Origin of the sequence: Nocardia carnea, from assembly GCF_029869215.1 — a bacterium.
GTDB classification, from domain to species: domain Bacteria; phylum Actinomycetota; class Actinomycetes; order Mycobacteriales; family Mycobacteriaceae; genus Nocardia; species Nocardia carnea_B.
Genome location: NZ_JARWPM010000399.1, coordinates 23,745 through 44,571 on the forward strand (window position 1 = coordinate 23,745; position 20,827 = coordinate 44,571).

Sequence of the window (20,827 nt, forward strand, 5' to 3'; positions counted from 1 at the left end):
ACCGGATGATGCCGCGGCAGAGTCTGTGGAGCGCACGGGTCAGGTCCGCAGCGCCGGATCGGTATCGAGCAGCGCGGCGACCTCGGCCCACCCGGCGTCGGAGACGATCCCGAAGTGGGTGTACGGCAACCGGCGCGGGATGACCCGGGCACCCGCCGCGCGCCAGCCGGTCAGCTGGGCGGCGACGCGCGGTGCGTCCTGCTCCCCGCCCGGATCGGCGGCGTAGAGCGCCATCGGACCGGAATACCGCGGGGCCACCGATTTCGTGACCATGCGCAGCAGTTCACCGGCGGCGCCGCGGATACGCGCGGCCAGATCCGGGGCGTCTTCGGGGAGTTCCGGCAGCAGGGCGTCGAGCCGGCTCGGGTCGGCGAGTGCCTCGGCGGCCTGCTCGGCGAGACCGGCCAGCGGATGGGAATCGACCAGGCCTGCGAACGCGACCTCGGCGCCGGCCGCGGTGAGCTGCGCCGCCATCGCGTGCACGATATTTCCGCCGAGCGAATAACCCAGCAGGTAGTAGGGGCCCTCCGGCTGAATTCCCCGCACGGTCGCCACGTACCGCGCCGCCAGTTCGTCGATGGTGGTGGCCCCGGAATCGTCGCCGCGCAGCGCGGGCAGCTGCAACCCGATGAGTGGCCGGTCGGCACGCAACCGGCGAGCCAGCGGAGCGAACTGCCAGGCGGTACCGCCCACCGGATGCACGCAGAACACCGGTTCGGCGGAACCGCGGTCCCGCACGCGCAGCACATGGTCGAGCCGGCGGCCGAGCATCGCGATTTCCTCGGACACCGGCTCTCGGTCTGCCTCCGGCAGCCCGGGACCGGCGTTCCGGGAACCGGCCGGCAAGGGTTGGGCGGCACCGTCATCGAGGGAACCGATTGCGAAGTGCGCGGCGGCACCTTCGGCCACGGAAGCGGTTGCGAACGACAAGCCGGCATCGCCGGGCAGCGAATCGGTTCCGGTGGGCAGAGCGGCAGCTTCGATCCGCGCCGTGAGCGCCCGCGCGGTGGGGGCCTCGAACACATCGTCGACCACGACCTGGTATCCGGCGCGGCGCAGCCGCCCGACCAATCGCACCGCGGTGAGCGAATGCCCGCCGGCGGCGAAGAAATCGTCGTCGAACCCGATCGCCGGGATACCGAGCACGGCGGCCATCGCCGCGGTGACCGCACCGGCCACCCCGGATGCCGTCGATACGTCCTGCCCGCGCGCCGGACCACCCGCATCGACAGCCGCGGCCACACCCTGGCTCGCACCACCCGGACCGGCCGGAGCAACCGCGCCCACAGCCGGACCGCCCACGCCCGGCGCACCCTGATCCGCAGTCGATCCGTCTTGGCCGACCCGCGCACCCGGACCCGCAGTGGAATCGCCGGTACCCGCAGCAGACGGAACCGTGGTCGATCCATCCTGGCCGACTCGCCTACCCGGACCCCCAGCAGACCGGCCGGGGCCCGCGGCAGGCGAGACCGTGGTCGTCCCACCCTGCCCGCCCGGTGCGACCGAAACCTCGGGCGGTACGCCGTGCCCCGCAGGCTCACCCGGACGTGCGATGGCACCGTCTCGGCTCACTGCGCCCGGGACCGTGATCGACCCGCCCGAGCCGGCCGGCCCACCGGCGCCCCCCACCGAACCGCCCGGTGCGACCGCGCTCGCGACTGCGGCGGCGTCCACCGGATACTCCGGGATCGGCAGGGCCTTGCGGTCCAGTTTGTCGCTGATGGTCATCGGGATCTCGTCGAGTTCCACGAAAGCGGCGGGAATCATGTAGGACGGCAGGGTTTCCCGGAGGGCGGCCCGCAGCACCTCGGTGTCCACGGTGGCGCCCGAACGGGCCCGCAGGTAGGCCACCAGGCGCTGATCGCCCGGGATGTCCTCGCGCAGGATCACCGCGACCTGGGCGATCTCGGGGCGGCGCAGGATCGCCGATTCGATATCGCCGAGTTCGATCCGCTGCCCCCGCAGTTTGATCTGGCTGTCGGTGCGGCCGATGTAATCCAGTTCGCCGTTACCGCCCCAGCGCACCAGATCGCCGGTGCGGTACATGAGTTCGCCGTGACCGGCGGGGTCGGCGACGAACGTCCGGGCGGTACGCGCCGGTTCGTGCAGATAACCGCGGGCGAGCTGGACACCGGTCAGATAGAGCTCGCCGACCGTGCCGAACGGCACCGGCCGCAGCCGCTCGTCGAGCACCCGCACCCCCGCGCCGCCGGGCGGGCGGCCGATCGGGACCGTGTCCTGATCGGTGTCGTCGGTGACGTGGTAGGTGATGCAGACCGCGGCCTCGGTGGGGCCGTACAGGTTGTTCACCTGGGTGCCGGTCACTTCCCGGAACCGCTGCGCGGTGGCCGGGGGTAGCGGTTCCCCGCCGGTGAAAACGCAGCGGAGCGCGGAGCAGCCGGTGAGGTCGCTTTCCTCGGCCATGGTGGTGAGCATGGAGGAGGTCATCTGGACTGCGGTCACCCGCTCGTCGGCCATGAGTTGCGCCTGGTAGTAAGGGTCGCGGTGGCCGTTCGGCCGGGCGAGGACGATCCGGGTGCCCACCAGCAGCGGCAGGTAGATCTCCAGCAGCGAGGCGTCGAAGGTCGCCGGCGTGCGGTACAGCATGGTGTCGCCCGCGCCGAACCGGTGCTGTTCCTGTAGCCAGGCGAAGGTGTTCACGATCGCCGCATGACTCACCGCGACCCCCTTGGGCACACCGGTGGATCCCGAGGTGAACAACAGGTACGCGGCATTGTCCGGGCGCAGCGGCGCGAGCCGGTCCGCATCGGTGAGCGGGCCGGCGGCGAAACCGGTCAGGTCCAGGCTGTCGACGGCGACGACGGGCGCCCGTTCGGTAGTGAAAGCGTCCGCGGCGGTGGTCAGTACGAGCGCCGGCGCGGCGGTCGCGAGGATCGTGTCCACGCGTTCGGCGGGCTGGCCCGGATCCACCGGCAGGTAGACCCCACCCGCGCGGCTGATCGCATGTGCGGCGATCACCGCGTCCGCGCAGCGCCGCATCGCGACCACCACCACGGTTTCCGGGCCGACCTCCCGGTCGACCAGCCAGCGGGCGAGCCGATCGGCGCGCGCACCGAATTCCCGGTAGTCGATCGTCACCCCGTCGGCGGTCACCGCCGGAGACTCCGGATCGATTTCTGCCGCGGAGGTCCAATCCGCCAGTGTCGCACCGTGGGTGTCCGGGTGCCGGGTCCCGTCGAGTACCGCCCGCACGGTGGCCGACGGGTCGGCCACCAGCGCGGTGAGTACCGCACCCAGCCGCGCCGCCATCCGCTGTGCGGGGGCCTCCGCGACCGCACCCGGCGCGTAGTGCAGCATGAGCCGGAACCGGTCGCCGGGCAGCGCCGTCACAGTCACCGGGTAGTGGGTGAGACTGTGCACGGCGACATCCGCCACGCCGACCTCATGTGTGTCCTTCGGTCCCACACCGGTTTTCGGGAAGTTCTCGTAGACGACCAGCGTGTCGAACAATTGCCCGACCCCCGCGGCGCGTTCCACGGTGGACAGCCCCAGATACCCCTGGTTCTGCAGTTCCAGTGTGGTCCGCTGGAAATCGGCGAACTGTTCGGCCACCGGCCGCCCGGGATCGAGGGTCATCCGCACCGGAACGGTATTGCTGAACAACCCGACCATGCCGCCCACCCCGGGCAGATCGGCGGGCCGGCCCGAAACCACCGCACCGAAAACCACATCGGTACGGCCGAGCTGTTCGGCCAGCACCATCGACCACGCACCCTGCAGCAGGGTGTTCATGGTGAGCCCGTGCGCCCGGCCGAAGGCCTCGAGCGCGGTCGCGGTCTCCTCGGCCAGCGGTACCTGCAACCCGACCGCCGCCACCCGCGGCCCGGGCGCGCCGATCAGGCTCGGCGCCACCAGGCCCGCCAGATACGTACCCCAGCGCCGGGTTTCCGCGGCGGTGTCCCGGGCGGCCAGCCACGCCAGGTACGTGCCGTAGTAACCCGGTTCGGGCAGTTCCTCCCCGTGGTAGCGGGCGAGCATCTCGCGCAGCACGATCGGTACCGACCAGCCGTCGGCCAGCAGATGATGCGCCGTGAGCACCAGCCGGTGCACGGTATCGGAGAGCCGGAGCAGCAGGGCGCGCAGCAGCGGCGGGTCACCGATATCGAACAGTTCGGCGCCCGCGGCGGATTCCAGTGCCAGGGCGCGGTCCGCGGCGTCGGGCAGATCGCGCAGATCCTCGACCCGCCACGCGACACGCGGTTCGCGCGGAATCACCTGGACCGGCTGATCGGCCTGGTCGTAGTGGAACGCGGCACCCAGATTCGGGTGCCGGCGCAGCACGTCCGCGAACGCGGTTTCCAGCCGGGCCGGATCCACCGGGCCGGACAGTTCGAAACGCGCGGTGAGGGTATAGACATCGGCGGCGCCGTCACGCAGGGCGTGGAACAGCAGACCTTCCTGCAGCGGTGACAGCGGCAGCACATCGGCGATCGGCCCGTGCACGGCGGCCAGTTCCGCGATATTGCGCGACGGCAGGGCGATCGTCACGGATTCGGCCCGCGGCAGCGGCTCCGGATCGGTCTGCGCCGAAACCTGCACCGGTGCGGCCGCGGCGGCCAGGTCGGCGAGGCTGCGGCGGGTCAGCAGATCCTGCGGCGCCAGCACGTAACCGCGTTCGCGCAACCGGGCACAGACACCGATCGCGGTGATGCTGTCGCCGCCCGCACCGAAGAAATCGTCGTCGATATCGACACTGTCGCCCTCGCGGCCGAGCAATTCGGCCACCACCTCGCCGAACGCGCGTTCGGCCGGTGTCGCCGGCGGCCGTCCACCGGTGGTTTCCACCGGATCCGGCAGCGCGGGACGGTCCACCTTGCCGTTCACCGTCCACGGCAATTCGCCGAGCACTACGATCCGGGCCGGCACCATCGGATCGGGTACCAGTTCGGCCAGCCGGTTACGCAGCCGGGCGCCGAGGTCCGCGGACCCGTCCGCCGGGTCGGCCGCGGCGCTCTCGGCGGCCACCACATACCCGATCAAACTCGCCCGCCCGCCGAGGTCACGAATATCCGCGGCCGCGGCCAGCACCTCGGGCAGCCCGCTCAGTGCGGCCTCCACCTCACCGATTTCGATACGGTGCCCGCGAATCTTGACCTGCGCGTCGGCGCGGCCGGAATAGAAGTAGCCCTGCCCGGGAACCCAGCGCGCCAGGTCGCCGGTGCGGTACATCCGCGCGCCGGGCGGGCCGAACGGGTCGGCGACAAAACTCTGCGCGCTCACCCCGGGCCGGCCCAGATACCCCTGCGCGATCCCGGCACCCGCCAGATACAACTCCCCCGGCTGCCCGTCCGCGACCACCTGTAAACCGTTGTCCAGCAGATACGCTCGCACGCCGGGCAGTGGCAGCCCGATATGCGGATCGGTGCCGCGCACGGGGGTGCCGATGGCGTCGACCGTGGCCTCGGTGGGGCCGTACAGATTCATCGCGGTGATCCCGGCGTCCTGCACCTGCTGCCACAGATCCGGCGGGCAGGCTTCGCCGCCGAGAACCAGCAGCCGCGGAGCCACCTCCGCCAGACCGTGCGCGAACAGCGCGGCAGCCAGCGTCGGGGTGCCGTCGACGACCTCGATCCCGTCCGCCCCGAATGCCGCCACCAGCGCGGCGGGGTCACGGCGGATCGTGCTGTCGTACAGATGGATCCGGTGGCCGTCGAGCAGCCACAGCAGGGGGTCGAGTGCGGCGTCGAACGCGAAGGAGGTGGTGTGCGCGATCGCCAGCCGGCGGCCGCCGGCGCGCTCGACGGTTTCGGCGTAGAGGCCCGACCGGTGTCCGGCCAGCAGCTGTGCGAGGGCGGTGTGGTCGATCACCACACCCTTGGGGGTGCCGGTGGATCCGGAGGTGTAGAGCACGTAGGCCGGGTGGTCACCACGGACGGCGATCCCGGCCGGCGGGGTGTCCGGGTGGTCCCGCAGCGCGGCGGCGACCTGTTCGTCGTCGAGCGCGACCACCCGGCCCGCGAGTTCGCCCACCAGTGCGTGGTCGGTGAGGACGAGGACCGGCGACGCGTCGTCGATCATCGTCTGCAACCGGGCCACCGGATGTTCCGGATCCAGCGGCAGATAGGTCGCACCCGCACGCCATACCGCCAGCAGCGCCACCACCAGGTCCGCGGCGCGCGGCAACGCCACACCCACCGGATCGCCGGTGCGCACACCCTGGTCGCGCAGATACCGGGCCAGCCGGTTCACCCGTGCCCCGAGTTCGGCGCCGGTGTACCGGTCCGCACCTGCCACCAGCACCATCGCGCCGGGATGCTCGGCGATCATCCGGTCCAGCGCCGCCGGCACCAGTTCCGCCGCGTCCGCGCCGGCGGGACCCGAGCGTTCGTCCAGCAACCGCGCACGGTCGGCGCGGTCGAGTAGTTCCAGCGCCCCGACCGGTACCTTGTCCAATTCGGTGAAGGCCTCGATAACCCGGACCAGCCCCGCCATCCGGCGGTAGGCGGTCTCCGGATCATTGGTGCGGGCATCGCATTCGAAGTTCAGCAGCACGGACTTATCGGGCAGCGGCGTCACGACCAGGCCCAGATCCTCCGGCGGCCCGCCCGCCACATTGCGCAGCACGCCCTTGGCACCGTCGAAATCGAGGGCGAAATCGAAGACCTTCAGGTTGATCCCGATCCCGTGCAGCAGTTCACCCGCACCGAAACCCCGCAGGTCGCGGGCCAGATCGGCACCGCTGTAGCGCTGATGCTTCCGCATCTCCTTCAGCGTTTCCGCGACCCGCACCCCCAGTTCAACGACCGTTTCGTGCGCATGCACGGCCAGCCGCAACGGCAGCACGTTCACCGCCATCGCCGGAGTACTCAGCGCGACCCGCCCGACCCGGCCCATCATCAGCATCGACAGCACCACATCGGAGGTGCCCAGCAGCCGTTGCAGGTACGCCGCGTAGCAGGCGATCAGCCCGTCCGCCCAGGTGATCCGGTAGCGCTCGGTGCAATGTTTGAGCCGGTCGAGCGTGGCGACCGGCAGAATCGCCTCGGCGCGGATCGTCCGTTCCACCGCGCCGCCGAGTGCGGTTCCGCGCCCGTCCAACGACGGTGCGGGACTGAGCTGTTCGCGCCAGTACTCCTGATCGGCGGTGAACTGTTCGCTGCCCCGGTAGGCCTGTTCGTCGGCCACGAGATCGGCAATGGTCCCGAACGTCGCCTTCGGCGGTTCCGTGCCCCGGCGCAGCGCCGTGTAATGCGCGGCCACCCGGCGCGACAGCAGCGCGGCACTGTACCCGTCGACTATTAGGTGGTGGTACAGCTGCACACACCAGACTTCGCATTCGGTGAGCCGGATCAGCGTGTAGTTGTAGAGCCGCCGGTCGACCATTCCCCGGCACCGCTGCGCGGCCTCGTGCCGTTCCAGCGCCACGGCCTCGTGCGCCAGTGACACTGGATCGGCGGCGCCGCGCAGATCGATCATCGGCCGGAGCACCGCGGGCTCGTTGCCGACGAACTGCCGGGGTCCCGAATCGGTATCGCGGAACCGCAACCGCATGTTCTCGGCCTCGGCGACGGTACGGCGGATGGCCTCGGCCAGCAGCTCGACATCGATCGGTTCGGCGCCGGATATTTCGAGGACCTCGCCGACCAGGTAACGGCCGGATTCCGGGTCGAATTGCTGTGCGTTCCAGATTCCCAGCTGGGGGCCGGTGAGCGGCAATCCTGGATCGCTGACCATCGACGCGTTCTGCACTGCCGCCGGCACGGCAACTCCCTTCGCTGTGAACCACTTTCGCCTGTCGCACCACCCGGTGGAACCCCGCGGCGCGACACACGACCACAGTTGAGGTTAGCCTAACCTTTACTAAAGTAAAACATCTTGATTGTAGTAAGAGCTAGTGCTCCCGTCCGGTGTTCAGTGCGCCCGTACCGCGTTCACCCCCAGCGGAACCACCAGCGGCGAACCCGTTTCCGGATCGTCGATCACCCGGCAGCCCAGGTCGAAGACCTTCTCCACCAATTCCGCGGTCACGATCTCGCGCGGCGGCCCGGCCGCGACCACCGCACCGTCCCGCATCGCGATCAGGTGATCGGCATAACGGAACGCATGATTCAGATCGTGCAGCACCGCGACCACCGTCCGGCCGGTCTCCCGGTTCAGTTCCCGGCACAGGTCGAGCAACTGGATCTGGTGCGCGATATCGAGAAACGTGGTCGGCTCGTCGAGCAGCACGATCGGGGTCTCCTGCGCCAGCACCATCGCGATCCACACCCGCTGCCGCTGCCCACCGGACAGTTCGTCGACCAGCCGCCCGGACAATTCGGCCACCCCCGTGGCGGCCATCGCGGCGGCCACCGCCTCCTCGTCGTGCCGCGACCACTGCCGGATCAGCGACTGATGCGGATACCGGCCGCGGGCCACCAGATCGGCGACCCGGATGCCCTCGGGCGCCGTGGAGGTCTGCGGGAGCAGGCCGATCCGGCGGGCCACCTCTTTGGCGGGATAGGAGCCGATCGCCTTACCGTCCAGCAGTACCGCCCCGGATTCGGGGGCCAGCAGCCGCGAGAGCGCCCGCAGCAGCGTCGATTTACCGCAGGCGTTGGGCCCGATGATGGCGGTGAAGGTGCCGTCCGGGATATCGACGGTGAGTTCGTCGCTGATCACCCGGTTGCGGTAGCCGAGCCGGAGCCGGTCGGCCCGCAACCGGGCGGCCACGCCGTCCGGCCGCGCGGCAGCATTGTGCTCGATCTTTTCGTCCACGAAAGTTTCCTCAGTTCCGTCGAGCCTCGGCCACCAGCAGGTAGGCCAGATACGCGCCACCGACCGACGCAGTCACCACACCGACCGGCACGGTGGTCGGCGCGAACGCGCGGCGGGAGATCCAATCACACAGCGCCAGCAGAAACGCCCCCATCGCCGCCGCGGGCAACAGCGCGGTCGTCGGCGTCCGGGCCAGGCGCCGGCCCAGTTGCGGGGCGGCCAGGGCGACGAAGGCGATCGGTCCCGCCACCGCCGTACCGACCGCGGTGAAGGCCACGCTCAGCACCGTCAGCACCACCCGCGCCCGCCCCACCCGGACGCCGAGCGCCTGTGCGGCATCATCCCCCAGTTCCAGGATCTGCAACTGCCGCGCCGCGGGCACCACCGCGACGGCGAGCAGCACCAGAACCACCAGCGCGGGCGTGATCTCGGCCCAGGTCAGGCCGTCCAGCGTGCCGACCCCCCAGGCGGCGGCCGACATCGCGGCGTCGAGATCGGCCCGCAGGATCAGCCAGGTGTTGACCGCGGCCAGCATCGCGCCGATACCGATACCGACGATCACCAGCCGGAATCCCTTGACGTTCTGCCGGAACGCGAGCACGAAAATCGCCAGCGCCGTGGCCAGCCCGCCGCCCACAGCGCCCGCGGCCGTGGCGTAGTACCCGCCACCGGCCAGGATGACCAGGAGCGCACCGGTGTACGCGCCGGAGTTGAAGCCGACGATATCGGGGCTGCCCAGCGGGTTACGGGTCACCGATTGCAGAATCGCACCGCTGATGCCCAGCGCCGCACCGAGCACCAGGGCCATCAGCACCCGCGGGAAGCGCCATTCCCACACCACGAGTTCGTCGCCACCGACCCCGCTGCCGAGCAGCGCCCGCAGCACCCGGTCCGGCGGAATGGCGAAATCCCCCGAGCCCAGCGCCACCAGCGACACCGCGCAGGCCGCGACGACCAGCACCACCGACACCACCACACCGCGCACCCCGATCCGGGCGGTGACGCCGCGCGCCCGCAGGACGCGGACCGTGCGGCCGAAATCCACGGCCGAATGGATACCGATCCGGGGTTGTTTCCGCACCGTGGTCACGACTGCCTCATCTCCGAACGGCGGGCGAGCCAGATGAGCACCGGCGCGCCGAGGAAGGCCGTGACCACACCCGCCGAGAGCTCGTCCGGCGGAATCGCGACCCGGCCGAGCACATCGGCGAACAGCACCAGCGTCGGCGCCAGGACGAGTGCGTAGGCGACGATCCAGCGGTAGTCCGGCCCGACGATCCAGCGCGCGATATGCGGTACCGCCAGCCCGACGAAGGTGATCGGCCCGACCGCCGCCGTCGCCGTCCCGCACAGCAGGATCAGGGCCAGCGCCGTGAACGCCCGGGTCCGTGTCACATGTACGCCGAGTGCGCGGGCCATATCGTCACCGAGCGCCACCGCGTTCAGCGACCGTGCGGCGATCCCGGCGAAGACGATCCCGGCGGCGATGAACGGCGCCGCGCCCGCGAGCACGTCGTAACCGCGACCCGTCAGCGCACCGGCATCCCACTGCCGCATCTCGTCGAACGCGTTCGCGTTCAGCAGGATCAGCCCCTTGGTGATACCGGTGAGCACGGCGGTTACCGCGACTCCGGCCAGGGTGAGCCGGATCGGGTCGGTGCCGCCGCGGCCGGCGGTCCCCAGCCGGTACACCGCCACCGACACCACCGCCGCCCCGGCGAAACCGAACCACACATAGGAAGCGATACCGCTGGCGCCCAAATACGCCACCGCGACCGCGATCGCGAAGGCCGCGCCGGCATTGACGCCGAGCAGTCCGGGGTCGGCCAGCGGGTTGCGTGTCAGTCCCTGCATGAGGCAGCCGGCGATACCGAGCGCGCTGCCCGCGAGCAGGCCGAGCAGAGTGCGGGGCAGACGGTATTCGCTGATGATCAGATCATCCGGTGATCCGCCGGGCTCCCACAGCGCGGAAATGATCTCCGTGATCGGAATCTGCTTGACACCCACCATCAGGCTGAGTATGCAGGCCGAAATCAGGAAGACGGCCGCAAGTAACCACCCCAACCACCTGCGGATCGATACCCGAGTGTGATATTCATAGGACGAACCGGTCGTCATGACACGGTGCTACAAGAACTGTGCATCGAATCGTCCCTTCCCGGCACGTATGAGATACGTCACGGTCGTAGCTCACAATTTTTGTTAACTAACCTTTATAGTGAGCGCAGGCTAACCTAACTAAACCAGCCTGGCAACAGACTGTGCCGCAAGGCGCGGGCCACCGGCCGTACCGGCCGGCCGCAAGAAGATAGACAGGATGAGGGATTTGATGGCGCAGTATTTCGTCACCTGATCGCCCAGGAATCGACGATCCGACACCACCGGTGGACTCATTCTTTCCCACCGGATTTCACCTGCGAGTACGCAGCACCCGGAACAGGCATGCCTTCGGCCGGTCCGTCCCGGGAATTCGTGCTGCCGTTTTCGCCGGCCACCGCGGCGACGACCGCCTCCGGCGATACTTCGCAAGACCATGAGGGACACACGATGAATATCAAAGGGATTGCTGCCACCGCGGCGATGACGGCGGCGGTTATCGGCGTTGCCGGCGGAACGGCGAGCGCGGATACGTTCGTGCCGCTGCCCGGCGGCGAGAAGGCCGCCCCCGGCGCCAAGATCACCCGCGTCAACGAGAGCGCGCTCATCTCGCCGTCGATGTCGGCCAACGGCGCCGGCCGCGTCGCATGGCTCACCGCGCAGGTGCACGCGGATGTCACCGCCACCCCCGAGGGTGAAGCGGGACCGTGGAAGGGCCCGACCAATGCCCCGGGTACCAACAACTCCTCCACCCACGGCACCTCGCGCCTGAGCACCGGCTACATCGTCGGCTGCCAGGTCAGCATCGCCGAGAACGCGATCTCCGCCGGTGTGTCCGCCAGCGTGGACACGTCCTCCTTCGGTGGTAGCGGTTCCCTGAGCATCAAGCTCGGCCCGGGCGAAGTGAAGTTCGTCCACATCGAGGGCGTCGACATCACCAAGCCCGGCCAGTACTGGGTCGACTACAAGGATGTCGAGATGAACATCGAGGGCTGCGCCGGCTACGCCCAAGCCCGGTCCTACTCGGTCCTCGAGATCATCGGTGACCACTATTCGAAGACCACCCTGTACGGAGCTCCGTTCAGCATCGGCTGACCCGGGTCAGCACTGGTCGATCAATCCGTCGCTGAACGGAATATCTCTTCCGAGAGGGAAAAAGTCATGTCTGTAGTGAAGAAGAGCGCCGTGCGTATCGCCAGCGTCGCCGCCGCGGCAGCCGCCGCCGTCGGCCTGTTCTCGACCGGCGCCGCGAACGCCGATACGTTCATCCCGCTGCCGGGCGCCGAACTGCACCACACCCTGCCCAACGGCCTGCAGGTCACCGCGCGGATCGCCAACGAGTCGGCGCTGATAAACCCGTCGATGGGTTCCACCCCGCTGCACCGCAACGTGTGGGTTTCGGCCAGCGCGCAGGTCGAGGTGCACGGTAAGCACAAGGGCACCAAGATCACGCCCGGATACGTCGTGGGCTGCCAGGTCGATATCAGCGGTGGCACCGGCCAGGGCGGCGCGGGCGCGAAGGTAGCCGGCGAGAACGTGACTGCCAACGCCAGCACCGGCGCGAACCTGACCCTGGGCCCCGGCCAGGCCAGCTCGTTCCTGATCCTCGATATCGAGAAGCCGGACGTGTACGGCAACGAGGGCCACCAGTTCGCCACCAAGTTCACCGGCCCCAGCGGCTCGGTGACCTGGACCGATACCACCATCGGCCTGAACGGCTGCGCCGGCTACGCCCAGGCCCGCTCGTTCGTGCGGGTGGAGGTGTCCACCGATAACGGCATCTCCGAATTCCGTGTCTGGGGCGCTCCCTTCAGCCTCGGCTGATCCGGGCCCGGTCGAGCGATATCGACGTAGCCCCGGCCGTTTCCGGCCGGGGCTACGGTCGTCTTCCGGGCCGGTATTAGGCTGATCCGTCTATGGCTATCGGCGCGACTCTGCACACCTTCGCTGTCCAGCTCTCCGACGTCGATCGCGGCGTCTACCAGGAGCTGGACCTGCGCCTGGCCCGGCACCCGTCCGAGACCGCCGAATTCCTGGTCACCCGGCTGCTGGCCTACTGCCTCGAATACCAGGAGGGGATCGCGTTCAGCGACGGCGGGGTGTCCTCGACCGACGAGCCGGCCGTTCTGGTCCGCGATCTCACCGGACGCCTCACCGCCTGGATCGAAATCGGCGCTCCCGATGCCGATCGTGTGCACCGCGGCAGCAAACTGACCGGCCGCGCCGCCGTCTACACCCACCGCGACCCGGCAAAGGTATCGGCGGCGCTCACCGGCAAACGGATCCATCGCGCGGAAACGATCCCCCTGTACAGTTTCGACCCGGGCTTCGCCGGCACCGCGGCCGCAGCGCTCGAAAGACGCAACACCGTCACGCTGTCGGTGCTGGAACGGCAGCTCTATCTGGCACTGAACGGCACCGACCTCACGACGGCGATCACCGAGCACCGGCTCGCCTGAGGTATCGCTACCCGCACCGGCCGAACGTGATCGTGATCCGGTCCGGCACCGCGGCCGGCAGGATCGGTACTCCCCCTTCGACGAGCCCCGAACCGGCCGCCGGTTCCCGGCACGAGCGAACAGGATGGTGACATGTACGAGGGAAACACCCCCGCGGCCCGGAAAACGGCTCTGTTCGTGGGACTTTCGACGGTCGATATCGCGTACCTGGTCGACACCTACCCGGCGGAGGATACGAAAACCCAGGCGGCCGGCCAGCACATCGGGGCGGGCGGCCCGGCCACCAACGCGGCCGTCGCGTTCGCCGCACTCGGCGGCGCACCTACTCTCGTGACCGCCGTGGGAACCCACCGGCTCGGCGACCTCATCCGTGCCGACCTGGCCGCACACGAGGTACGGATCGTCGATGTCCGCGCCGGCAGCGACCATCAACCCCCGGTCTCGTCCATCGTGGTCGCGGAATCGGCCGCCACCCGTACGATCGTGTCCCTCGACGGCACCCGGATCGCGGTCGAGTACGACCACCGCCTGGCCGGCCTGCTCACCGGAACGAATGTCGTGCTGGTGGACGGGCACTATCCGGAATTGGCCGCCGGTCTCTGTGCGGGCGCCGGCGCACTCGGAATCCCGGTCGTGCTGGACGCGGGACGGTTCAAGGAATCCCATATCGCGCTCCTGCCCCATATCCGGTCCGCGATCTGTTCCGCGGCGTTCACCCCACCCGGTACCGACCCGGGCGATACCGGCGCCGTACTCGCCTATCTGCGCGACGCCGGCGTCGCGAATATCGCGGTCACGAACGGCGGCGAACCGATCGTCGGCCTCGCCGGTGACCGCGAATTCCGCATCGCAATCCCGGCCGTCCGGGCCGTGGACACCCTCGGGGCGGGCGATATCCTGCACGGCGCCTTCTGCTACTTCACGAGTACCGGCCACGATTTCGTCCGGGCACTCACGCTGGCCGCCGACGTGGCGAGTTTCTCCTGCCGGTTCTTCGGCACCCGGGAATGGTGTACCCGCCTCAGTGAACTGCCCGCACCAGGAACCGGTCGCCCCGGGGCGTGAGAACGAGATCGGCGTGTTCCCTGGTCCCGGCCACGAGCACGGCGTTCGGCAGATCCGTGCCGGTGACCTTCGCGCGCGCCACCGCCGGAGGCTTCCCGCCGGCGAGATGCCGCGCGTACAGGCGCCGTTCGATCAGCTCGGCATGAGCGTCCAGATACCAGCACTCGTCGAGCAACGAGCGCACCTCCCGCCACCCCGGTTCGTCCAGCAAGAGATAGTTGCCCTCGACCACGACGATCCGGTGCGCGCGGAAGACGACACCGTCCGGTACGGGGTCGTGAATCCCGCGATCGTAGACCGGCCACCCGACCTCGGCGCCGATCGGCGCGGCACGCAGCTCGCGCAGTTTCGTCGTGAACGCCCGCGGATCGAAAGATCCCGGCGCCCCTTTGGTTCCGAGTTCGCCCGCGGTCGACAACTCCAGGTTGGTCCGATGGAATCCGTCCATCGGCGCGACCCCGGCGAGATCGCCGCCCGTCCGGTTCAGGGCCGCGCAGAGTTCCGCCGCCACCGTGGACTTTCCCGCACCCGGCGGCCCCGCCAGGCCCAGGACATATCGTCGCCCGGAATCGGTGCCGGCCGCCGTTCGCACCCGCTGCGCCAGGTCGGCGATCGTGCGGCCGTGCCGGTCCGTCACCCACATACCTCGCGCGCCGACGGCCACCGCGGATCGCCGAGGTCCGTTCCGAGCGAACGCACGAGGGCAGTGTCCAGCCACTGCTGGATCGCGCCCGTGGTGTGCGGCGTGCCGAGCGCTTCGGCGGTGAGCGCCCAGTAGCGCGCGGCGGTGTGGTCGGCGGCCGGGACACCGCGGGCCAGCGCACGGCGGAAGCCCTCGGCGTCCCGGCGGCCGCGAGCCACCGCGTGTGCGGCCACGTACCGGTCCAGTTCCGGGCCCGGTCCGGGCGGATCGCCGGCGGCGATCCGGTGTGCCACCGCGGTATAGGCGGCCGAGACCTCGTCGATCAACGCGCGTTTGTCCCGGACCGCCGGCTCCGGCGGCCCCCAGACCTGCCGGGAGAAAACGCGCGCCAGGCCGGGTGAACGCACCAGCTGCCCGAGTTCGGCGAAGACCAGAACATGACGGGGCGACGGCTCCGCCGGCAACCGCGGGATATCCATCTCGACGAATCCGTCGAATATCGGCGGCGGCACGGCACTCAGGATCCGGCGCCAGAAGTCGATGAGTCCGGTGCGGGCCGCACCGCGATCGGCAACCGCCGCCAGTTCGGCGAGTATCCGCGGATCGCCGGCCTGCTCGATCGCGGCCAGCAGCGCACGCCGCCAGGACAGTGCACCGATTTCGGCCTCCACCGCGGCCCGTTCCACCGCGACCACCTCCGGAATCCCGCGCACCCCCGCGAGTACCTCGGAGATGACGGCCAAGCCGAGACCCAGCGCCCGCAACCGCCGCACGGTATGCAGCCGTTCGAGGGCCTCCGGGGTGAATACGCGGTGCCCGCCGCTGGTGCGCTGGGCTACCAGAACCCCTGTGTCGCAATAGAACCGGATGGTCCGGACCGGCACACCGGTGCGCCGCGCGGCTTCCCCGATGCTCACCGCGTTCGACGGATAAGTGATGTAGGTCACAACTACTGGAACCTCCACCCGGCTGGAGTTCCTACGCTACCGGAAACGCCCGAGTACAGGAGATCCGCCGATGAACGTCGCCACCGAAGAACTCGCCTGGGCGGCCGTAACCGCCGAACGCACCGGCCTGGCCGACCTACTGGAAGGACTGACCGAAGCGCAGTGGAACCACCCGTCGGTGTGCGACGGCTGGCGAGTCCGCGATGTGGTCGCCCATATCCTGCTCACCTCCCGGGCGAAACTCCCCTGGCTGCTGTGGCAGACAGCGCTGGCGCGCGGCAGCATCACCCGGATGAACTTCGGCACCGCGATCCACTACGCCGACAAGAGGACCCCGGCGGAACTGCTCACCGAACTCCGCGCGATCGCGGGCCTCCGGCACAAGCCGGTCGCAACCGACGCCGTCGACCGCTTGATGGATCTCCTGGTCCACGGCCAGGACATCGCGATCCCCCTGGGCATCCACCGGGAGATGCCGATCGACGCCGCCCGCTGGTCGGCCGACCGCGTCTGGAACATGGGCTGGCCCTTCCACGCCCGCCGCACCCTGGCCGGCCACCGGTTGACCGCGACCGATACCGACTGGTCCGCGGGTGCGGGAACACCGCTGGCCGCCCCGATCGCCGACCTCCTCCTGCTCGTCACGGGTCGGAAATCGATCGCTGGTTTGCGTCCGTGAAGCAGAACCGTGGTGACCACTCGCCCGCCCGAGCGCAGACACTCCGGGTCAGGACAAGACCAGGTCGGCGGTGGGGCGCAGTCCGTCGACACCGCCCGGGGTGATCACAGCGAGCTCGTACCCATGACGGGCGGCCGGCTGCCACTGCCCACCGGCCAGTGGCACGGTCGCGATATTCGGTACCGGACCCGAGGTCCAGTCGAGCCGCCCGGCCACGGTTTCGATATCGGTGCGGCACAGTGCCGCGGCCACCGCGTCCGGGCCGGTGGGGTCGTCCGCCGTGGTCAACGCGTGCACAGCGACCTCGAACAGCGCGTAGGCGAGCCCGAGGGGCTGTAACCATTGCCTGCCGGTCCGCTGCTCATAGCTCTCGGCGAGTTCGGCTGCCGTGCGGCCGTCGAGTGCGCACCGGTAGGGGTGGCCCGGGGACCAATAAACGAGTGTGCCGACGTTCGCCTGAGCGGGCGCGCCGTCGGAACCGCCCGCCCCGGGCGGGTAGGCGAGCCAGCGCGAACAGGTGATCAACCGGGGCCGCCAACCGGAGCCGGCAGCCGTAGCCCGGAAAAGGGCGAGATCGCGGGCGGTGGCGGCACTCGTCACGATCTCGACGCCGGCGTCGAGGAAAGTACGCAGATGCTCGCCGAGGTCGGCGGCCGGCTCGCGATAGCCCGGCGGGTCGACGAGCCGGTGCCCTTGCGCGCGGGCCGCGGGGGCGAAGCCGTAGCGGCCGTGGCGCGACCAGTTGCCCTGCGGACCGTCGTTCCACAGGCAGCCCACATCCCCGCCGCCGGCGCAGTCCCAGAGCTCGGTGAATACGCCGGCGATATCGTCCAGTCCCCAGCAGAAGTGGAAGGTCCGCTCGAACGGCCGGTCGTCGTCCGCGCCACGGCCGTAGTAGTACACCTGCCAGGGAAAGGTGCTGGAAATACAGACGACTCCGAGTTCTTCGCAGGTGTCGGCGACCACCGGCAGAACCTGCGTCCCGGCCAGCGTGAGGACGATGACCGCACGCTCGTCCCGTACGAGCTGCGTAACCGCCCGACGCGCCCCTTCGGGTGTGGACCTGCTGTCGCGGCTCGCGAGCCGAATCCGATGCCCGCTCGCGGACATCCGCTCGAGGCGCCCGGTGAGTTCCGCCAAGGCGAAGTCGAGCGGATCGCCCAGGCCCGCCAACCGGCCCGAGCGAGCGATGACGACACCGATGGTGACAACCCGTTGCCCCGCCACGCCTCTCGTACCTTCGTTCACCGCAAACCCTTCCGGTGGAAGCGGAACCATGAACCGGCCGCCCGGCCGTGCCGCAGACGAATCAGGCGGAATCGTCGTGAGGGACAGCAGGGTTCGATACCCGACGCCGCCGGACCCGGTCCCCACTGCGCTCGCCACTCAGCGGACGCGCCGACCCACCGCCGGAAATAATAGATGACTGCTATCACAGCCTCGGGAGGTGCTCATCGGCGTGTTTCAGCCGGTCACGCCACCGGTGGCCTACCCCGGCGGAGGAACTGCTCGACCGTGGTCTCGAGCAGCCCGCCGAGCATCTCCGGTTCGACGAAATTGCCGTTCACCAGCGAGGCGAGGCCCTGCATGGTCGCGAACAGGACGAGTCCGAGCTGCCGGGTATCACCTGCCGGCAGCGCTCCTCGCCCCTGCCCCTCGACGACCAGATCGTGCATCAGCGCGAACGGCGCTTCGGCCGCCCGCGCGATCCGCTCCGCACCCGGCCGGTGCTTACCCGTGTACATCAGCTCGAGCAACGCGGGATTCTCGGTCGCGAAGCGAGTGTAGGCGCCCATGGCGGCCCGGAGGCGGGACGGAAAGTCCCCACCCACCGCCAGTTCGGCACGCAGGGCCATATCCAACCGAGCGAATCCGTCCTCGGCGAGGGCGTCGAGCAGCGCTTGCCGGTCGGCGAAGTGCCGGCGCGGCGCGGCATGGCTGACCCCGATCTCCCGCGCCAGATCACGCAGCGACAGCTGGTCCACACCGCGTTCCCGGAGGCTGCGCCCGGCTGCATCGAGCAGCGCGGTCCGGAGGTTGCCATGGTGATAGGGCCGTTCGGCGGACAGGTCGGGCATAACGCTCACCCTAGCGAATCAACGTTTCCGTCGACAACATTGTTTCCATCGTCTACTTTGTAGACTATGACAACATTCTCCGCCTCCAGCGTTCCTTCCCTGACGGGTCGCACGGTCATCGTCACCGGCGCGAACAGCGGAATCGGCCGCGTCGCCGCCCGCGCGCTCGCCGCCCGGGGAGCCCGCGTCGTCCTCGCTGTACGCACCCCCGACAAGGGCCACGAGGCCGCCGCCTCGATGACAGGCGATATCGAAGTCCGCCGCCTCGACCTGGCCGATCTGGCCGCGGTACGCGCTTTCGCGGAAAACTTCACCGACCCGGTCGATATCCTGATCAACAACGCGGGCGTCATGATCCCGCCCCTCACCCGCACCGCCGACGGTTTCGAATTACAGTTCGGCACAAACCATCTGGGGCATTTCGCCCTCATTAACCTGCTGCTTCCGCAGATCCGGGAACGGATCGTCACGGTGTCCTCGAACGGCCACAAAACCGGTTCGATCGATTTCGGCGACCTCAACTGGGAGCGCAAACCCTACCGGGCGATGCCCGCCTACGCCCAGTCCAAACTGGCGAATCTGCTGTTCACCGCGGAACTCCACCGCAAACTCACCCGCGCCGGCTCCCCGATCCGCGCGACCGCCGCCCACCCCGGCATGGCAGCCACCAATCTCCTGCGCTCCGGCGACCGCGGCCTCGCAACCCGCCTCACCGAGAAGGCAGCCACCCTACTCGCCCAGAGCGACGAGAACGGCGCCCTGCCCACCCTTTACGCAGCGGTGGCCGATATCCCCGGCGACAGCTACGCGGGACCGGGCGGCTTCATGGAGGGCCGCGGCGCCCCGAAACTCGTCGGCCGCAGCGCGAAAGCGCGGGACACCGCGACGGCACAGCGCCTATGGGATGTCTCCGAATCCCTGACCGGAGTCCCCTTCCCCCAGCACGCACTCCAGTCGAACTGATCCGCCGCCGAAGAACTCCGCGAGGACCGGCGGCAGAATCGAGCGCTCCGCCGAAGACTCGATTACCGTGCCGGGCCACCACATTCCCGGTGCAGCAGCCCACGCCGGCGACCGGTTCAGTGGCCCGACCCCAGGACCACCTCGGCGAACCGGTCCAGCCGGTGCAGCGCCGCATCGTGCGGGAGGACGGGAACGATGCCCAGCAACGTGCGGTGAATACCCAACCTCGCGAGGCTTTCCAAGTCGCGAGGTTGTGGATCGAAGAGTGTCGCGATCACCGGCACCGGGGGCCGGCCGTGGCGGTCGGCCAGTGCGTGGAGTTCCCGGACACCTTTCGCGAGTTCGTCGAGCGGGATACCCACCGGTGCCAGCCAGCCGTCGGCGTGGTCGAGGATACGTTCGTGGGTGGACGGCCCCCAGCCGCCGAGCCACACCGGTGGACGCGGTTGCTGCACCGGTTTCGGCCACGAATACAGCGGATCGAAATCGACGAATTCACCGTGGAATTCGGCCTTTTCTTGGGCCCAGATGGTGCTCATCGCCACCAGCCGTTCCCGCTGCAGCGCCACGCGGGTGCGGGGGTCGGTGCCGTGGTTGCGCAACTCCTCACGCAGCCAGCCGACGCCCACGCCCAGCTCGAAACGCCCGCCCGAGGCCAGATCCAGGCTCGCCACCTCTTTGGCCAGGATGATCGGATCGCGCTGGACGGCCAGGGCCACGGCCGTGCCGATACGGAGCCGCCGGGTCGCGGCAGCGGCGAACGAGAGCGTGACGAACGGGTCGAGGTTGCGATAGTAGTCACGCGGAATCTCACCGCCACCGGGATACGGCGTGTCCACGGTGACCGGGATATGCGTGTGCTCGGCAACGAACAGCGATTCGAAGCCGCGGTCTTCCACCGCGCGGGCAAGGTCGGCCGGGCCGATACTTTCGTCGGTCACGCCGGTGAAGATTCCGATTTGCATGCGGCTACGGTAAACCTTGACATCAATGTCAATGTCAAGGTCGAGGTGAGTGGAATGCAGATCGGCGAACCGGCCCGGCGCACCGGCAGCCGCACCAAGTCGCTTCCGGAACAGCGGCCACGGACACTACGGCCGCAACATGCCACGACCACCCGCGGAAGGATGGAATATCCTTCCGCGGAAGGTTTCTCGTCGGCTCACCGCTCCGTAGAC

Annotated in this window: 15 protein-coding genes; 6 read left to right on the forward strand and 9 right to left on the reverse strand. The window is 69.4% G+C overall.

Going from position 1 to position 20,827, the window contains the following annotated elements:
* Positions 1-39 precede the first annotated feature (39 nt).
* The 4 genes from QH276_RS29055 to QH276_RS29070 all read right to left on the reverse strand — a co-directional run bounded on the left by QH276_RS29055 (position 40) and on the right by QH276_RS29070 (position 10,836).
* Positions 40-7,722, reverse strand: a complete 7,683-nt coding sequence (locus tag QH276_RS29055; RefSeq protein WP_280400109.1) for a non-ribosomal peptide synthetase — start codon at positions 7,720-7,722, stop codon at positions 40-42.
* 150 nt (positions 7,723-7,872) lie between these two features.
* Positions 7,873-8,718: an ABC transporter ATP-binding protein gene (locus QH276_RS29060; protein ID WP_280400108.1), complete on the reverse strand. Its 846-nt coding sequence runs from the start codon at positions 8,716-8,718 to the stop codon at positions 7,873-7,875.
* Positions 8,719-8,728: 10 nt separating this feature from the next.
* Positions 8,729-9,808 carry a FecCD family ABC transporter permease gene (locus QH276_RS29065; RefSeq protein ID WP_280400107.1) on the reverse strand — a complete coding sequence of 360 codons (1,080 nt, stop codon included), beginning with the start codon at positions 9,806-9,808 and terminating at the stop codon, positions 8,729-8,731.
* On the reverse strand, positions 9,805-10,836 hold the full coding sequence (locus QH276_RS29070) for an iron chelate uptake ABC transporter family permease subunit (protein ID WP_280400106.1): 1,032 nt from the start codon (positions 10,834-10,836) through the stop codon (positions 9,805-9,807). The genes QH276_RS29065 and QH276_RS29070 overlap by 4 nt, the downstream gene beginning before the upstream one ends.
* Positions 10,837-11,265: 429 nt before the next feature.
* On the opposite strand from QH276_RS29070, the gene QH276_RS29075 reads away from it, so the two are divergent.
* The 4 genes from QH276_RS29075 (at position 11,266) to QH276_RS29090 (ending at position 14,339) form a co-directional block, all read left to right on the forward strand.
* Positions 11,266-11,910, forward strand: coding sequence for an MspA family porin (locus tag QH276_RS29075; protein WP_280400105.1), 645 nt, complete (start codon positions 11,266-11,268; stop codon positions 11,908-11,910).
* Between the two features lie 66 nt (positions 11,911-11,976).
* Entirely contained in the window at positions 11,977-12,639 is a 663-nt protein-coding gene (locus QH276_RS29080; protein WP_280400104.1) for an MspA family porin, read from the forward strand.
* Positions 12,640-12,731: 92 nt separating this feature from the next.
* Complete coding sequence (locus QH276_RS29085; RefSeq protein WP_280400103.1) at positions 12,732-13,274, forward strand: YaeQ family protein; 543 nt, start codon at positions 12,732-12,734, stop codon at positions 13,272-13,274.
* A 132-nt stretch (positions 13,275-13,406) separates the two neighbouring features.
* Positions 13,407-14,339 carry a PfkB family carbohydrate kinase gene (locus tag QH276_RS29090; protein WP_280400102.1) on the forward strand — a complete coding sequence of 311 codons (933 nt, stop codon included), beginning with the start codon at positions 13,407-13,409 and terminating at the stop codon, positions 14,337-14,339.
* Here QH276_RS29090 and QH276_RS29095 read toward each other — a convergent pair.
* Positions 14,296-14,982, reverse strand: a complete 687-nt coding sequence (locus tag QH276_RS29095) for a nucleoside/nucleotide kinase family protein (protein ID WP_432278671.1) — start codon at positions 14,980-14,982, stop codon at positions 14,296-14,298. The two genes, QH276_RS29090 and QH276_RS29095, sit on opposite strands and share 44 nt — an antisense overlap.
* Positions 14,973-15,929 carry a MerR family transcriptional regulator gene (locus tag QH276_RS29100; RefSeq protein ID WP_280400100.1) on the reverse strand — a complete coding sequence of 319 codons (957 nt, stop codon included), beginning with the start codon at positions 15,927-15,929 and terminating at the stop codon, positions 14,973-14,975. Before QH276_RS29100 ends, QH276_RS29095 begins: the two co-directional genes overlap by 10 nt.
* Before the next feature lie 70 nt (positions 15,930-15,999).
* Here QH276_RS29100 and QH276_RS29105 point away from each other — a divergent pair, with 70 nt between their 5' ends.
* Positions 16,000-16,608, forward strand: coding sequence for a maleylpyruvate isomerase family mycothiol-dependent enzyme (locus tag QH276_RS29105; protein ID WP_280400099.1), 609 nt, complete (start codon positions 16,000-16,002; stop codon positions 16,606-16,608).
* Between the two features lie 48 nt (positions 16,609-16,656).
* Here the strand turns inward: QH276_RS29105 and QH276_RS29110 are convergent, their stop codons facing one another.
* Together QH276_RS29110 and QH276_RS29115 are read right to left on the reverse strand one after the other, a co-directional pair.
* Positions 16,657-17,856 carry an ABC transporter substrate-binding protein gene (locus QH276_RS29110; protein WP_280400098.1) on the reverse strand — a complete coding sequence of 400 codons (1,200 nt, stop codon included), beginning with the start codon at positions 17,854-17,856 and terminating at the stop codon, positions 16,657-16,659.
* Between the two features lie 224 nt (positions 17,857-18,080).
* Positions 18,081-18,686, reverse strand: a complete 606-nt coding sequence (locus QH276_RS29115) for a TetR/AcrR family transcriptional regulator (protein ID WP_280400097.1) — start codon at positions 18,684-18,686, stop codon at positions 18,081-18,083.
* 66 nt (positions 18,687-18,752) lie between these two features.
* Between QH276_RS29115 and QH276_RS29120 the strand changes: the two genes are divergently transcribed.
* Positions 18,753-19,649, forward strand: a complete 897-nt coding sequence (locus QH276_RS29120) for an oxidoreductase (protein WP_280400096.1) — start codon at positions 18,753-18,755, stop codon at positions 19,647-19,649.
* A 116-nt stretch (positions 19,650-19,765) separates the two neighbouring features.
* On the opposite strand, the gene QH276_RS29125 is transcribed toward QH276_RS29120, so the two are convergent.
* Complete coding sequence (locus QH276_RS29125; protein WP_280400095.1) at positions 19,766-20,614, reverse strand: LLM class F420-dependent oxidoreductase; 849 nt, start codon at positions 20,612-20,614, stop codon at positions 19,766-19,768.
* Between the last annotated feature and the right edge of the window lie 213 nt (positions 20,615-20,827).

Coding starts and splice junctions, on each gene's coding strand:
- QH276_RS29070 (WP_280400106.1), bottom strand. CDS start 10,836: ATGACGACCGGTTCGTCCTATGAATATCACACTCGGGTATCGATCCGC.
- QH276_RS29075 (WP_280400105.1), top strand. CDS start 11,266: ATGAATATCAAAGGGATTGCTGCCACCGCGGCGATGACGGCGGCGGTT.
- QH276_RS29080 (WP_280400104.1), top strand. CDS start 11,977: ATGTCTGTAGTGAAGAAGAGCGCCGTGCGTATCGCCAGCGTCGCCGCC.
- QH276_RS29085 (WP_280400103.1), top strand. CDS start 12,732: ATGGCTATCGGCGCGACTCTGCACACCTTCGCTGTCCAGCTCTCCGAC.
- QH276_RS29090 (WP_280400102.1), top strand. CDS start 13,407: ATGTACGAGGGAAACACCCCCGCGGCCCGGAAAACGGCTCTGTTCGTG.
- QH276_RS29095 (WP_432278671.1), bottom strand. CDS start 14,982: ATGTGGGTGACGGACCGGCACGGCCGCACGATCGCCGACCTGGCGCAG.
- QH276_RS29105 (WP_280400099.1), top strand. CDS start 16,000: ATGAACGTCGCCACCGAAGAACTCGCCTGGGCGGCCGTAACCGCCGAA.
- QH276_RS29115 (WP_280400097.1), bottom strand. CDS start 18,686: ATGCCCGACCTGTCCGCCGAACGGCCCTATCACCATGGCAACCTCCGG.
- QH276_RS29120 (WP_280400096.1), top strand. CDS start 18,753: ATGACAACATTCTCCGCCTCCAGCGTTCCTTCCCTGACGGGTCGCACG.
- QH276_RS29125 (WP_280400095.1), bottom strand. CDS start 20,614: ATGCAAATCGGAATCTTCACCGGCGTGACCGACGAAAGTATCGGCCCG.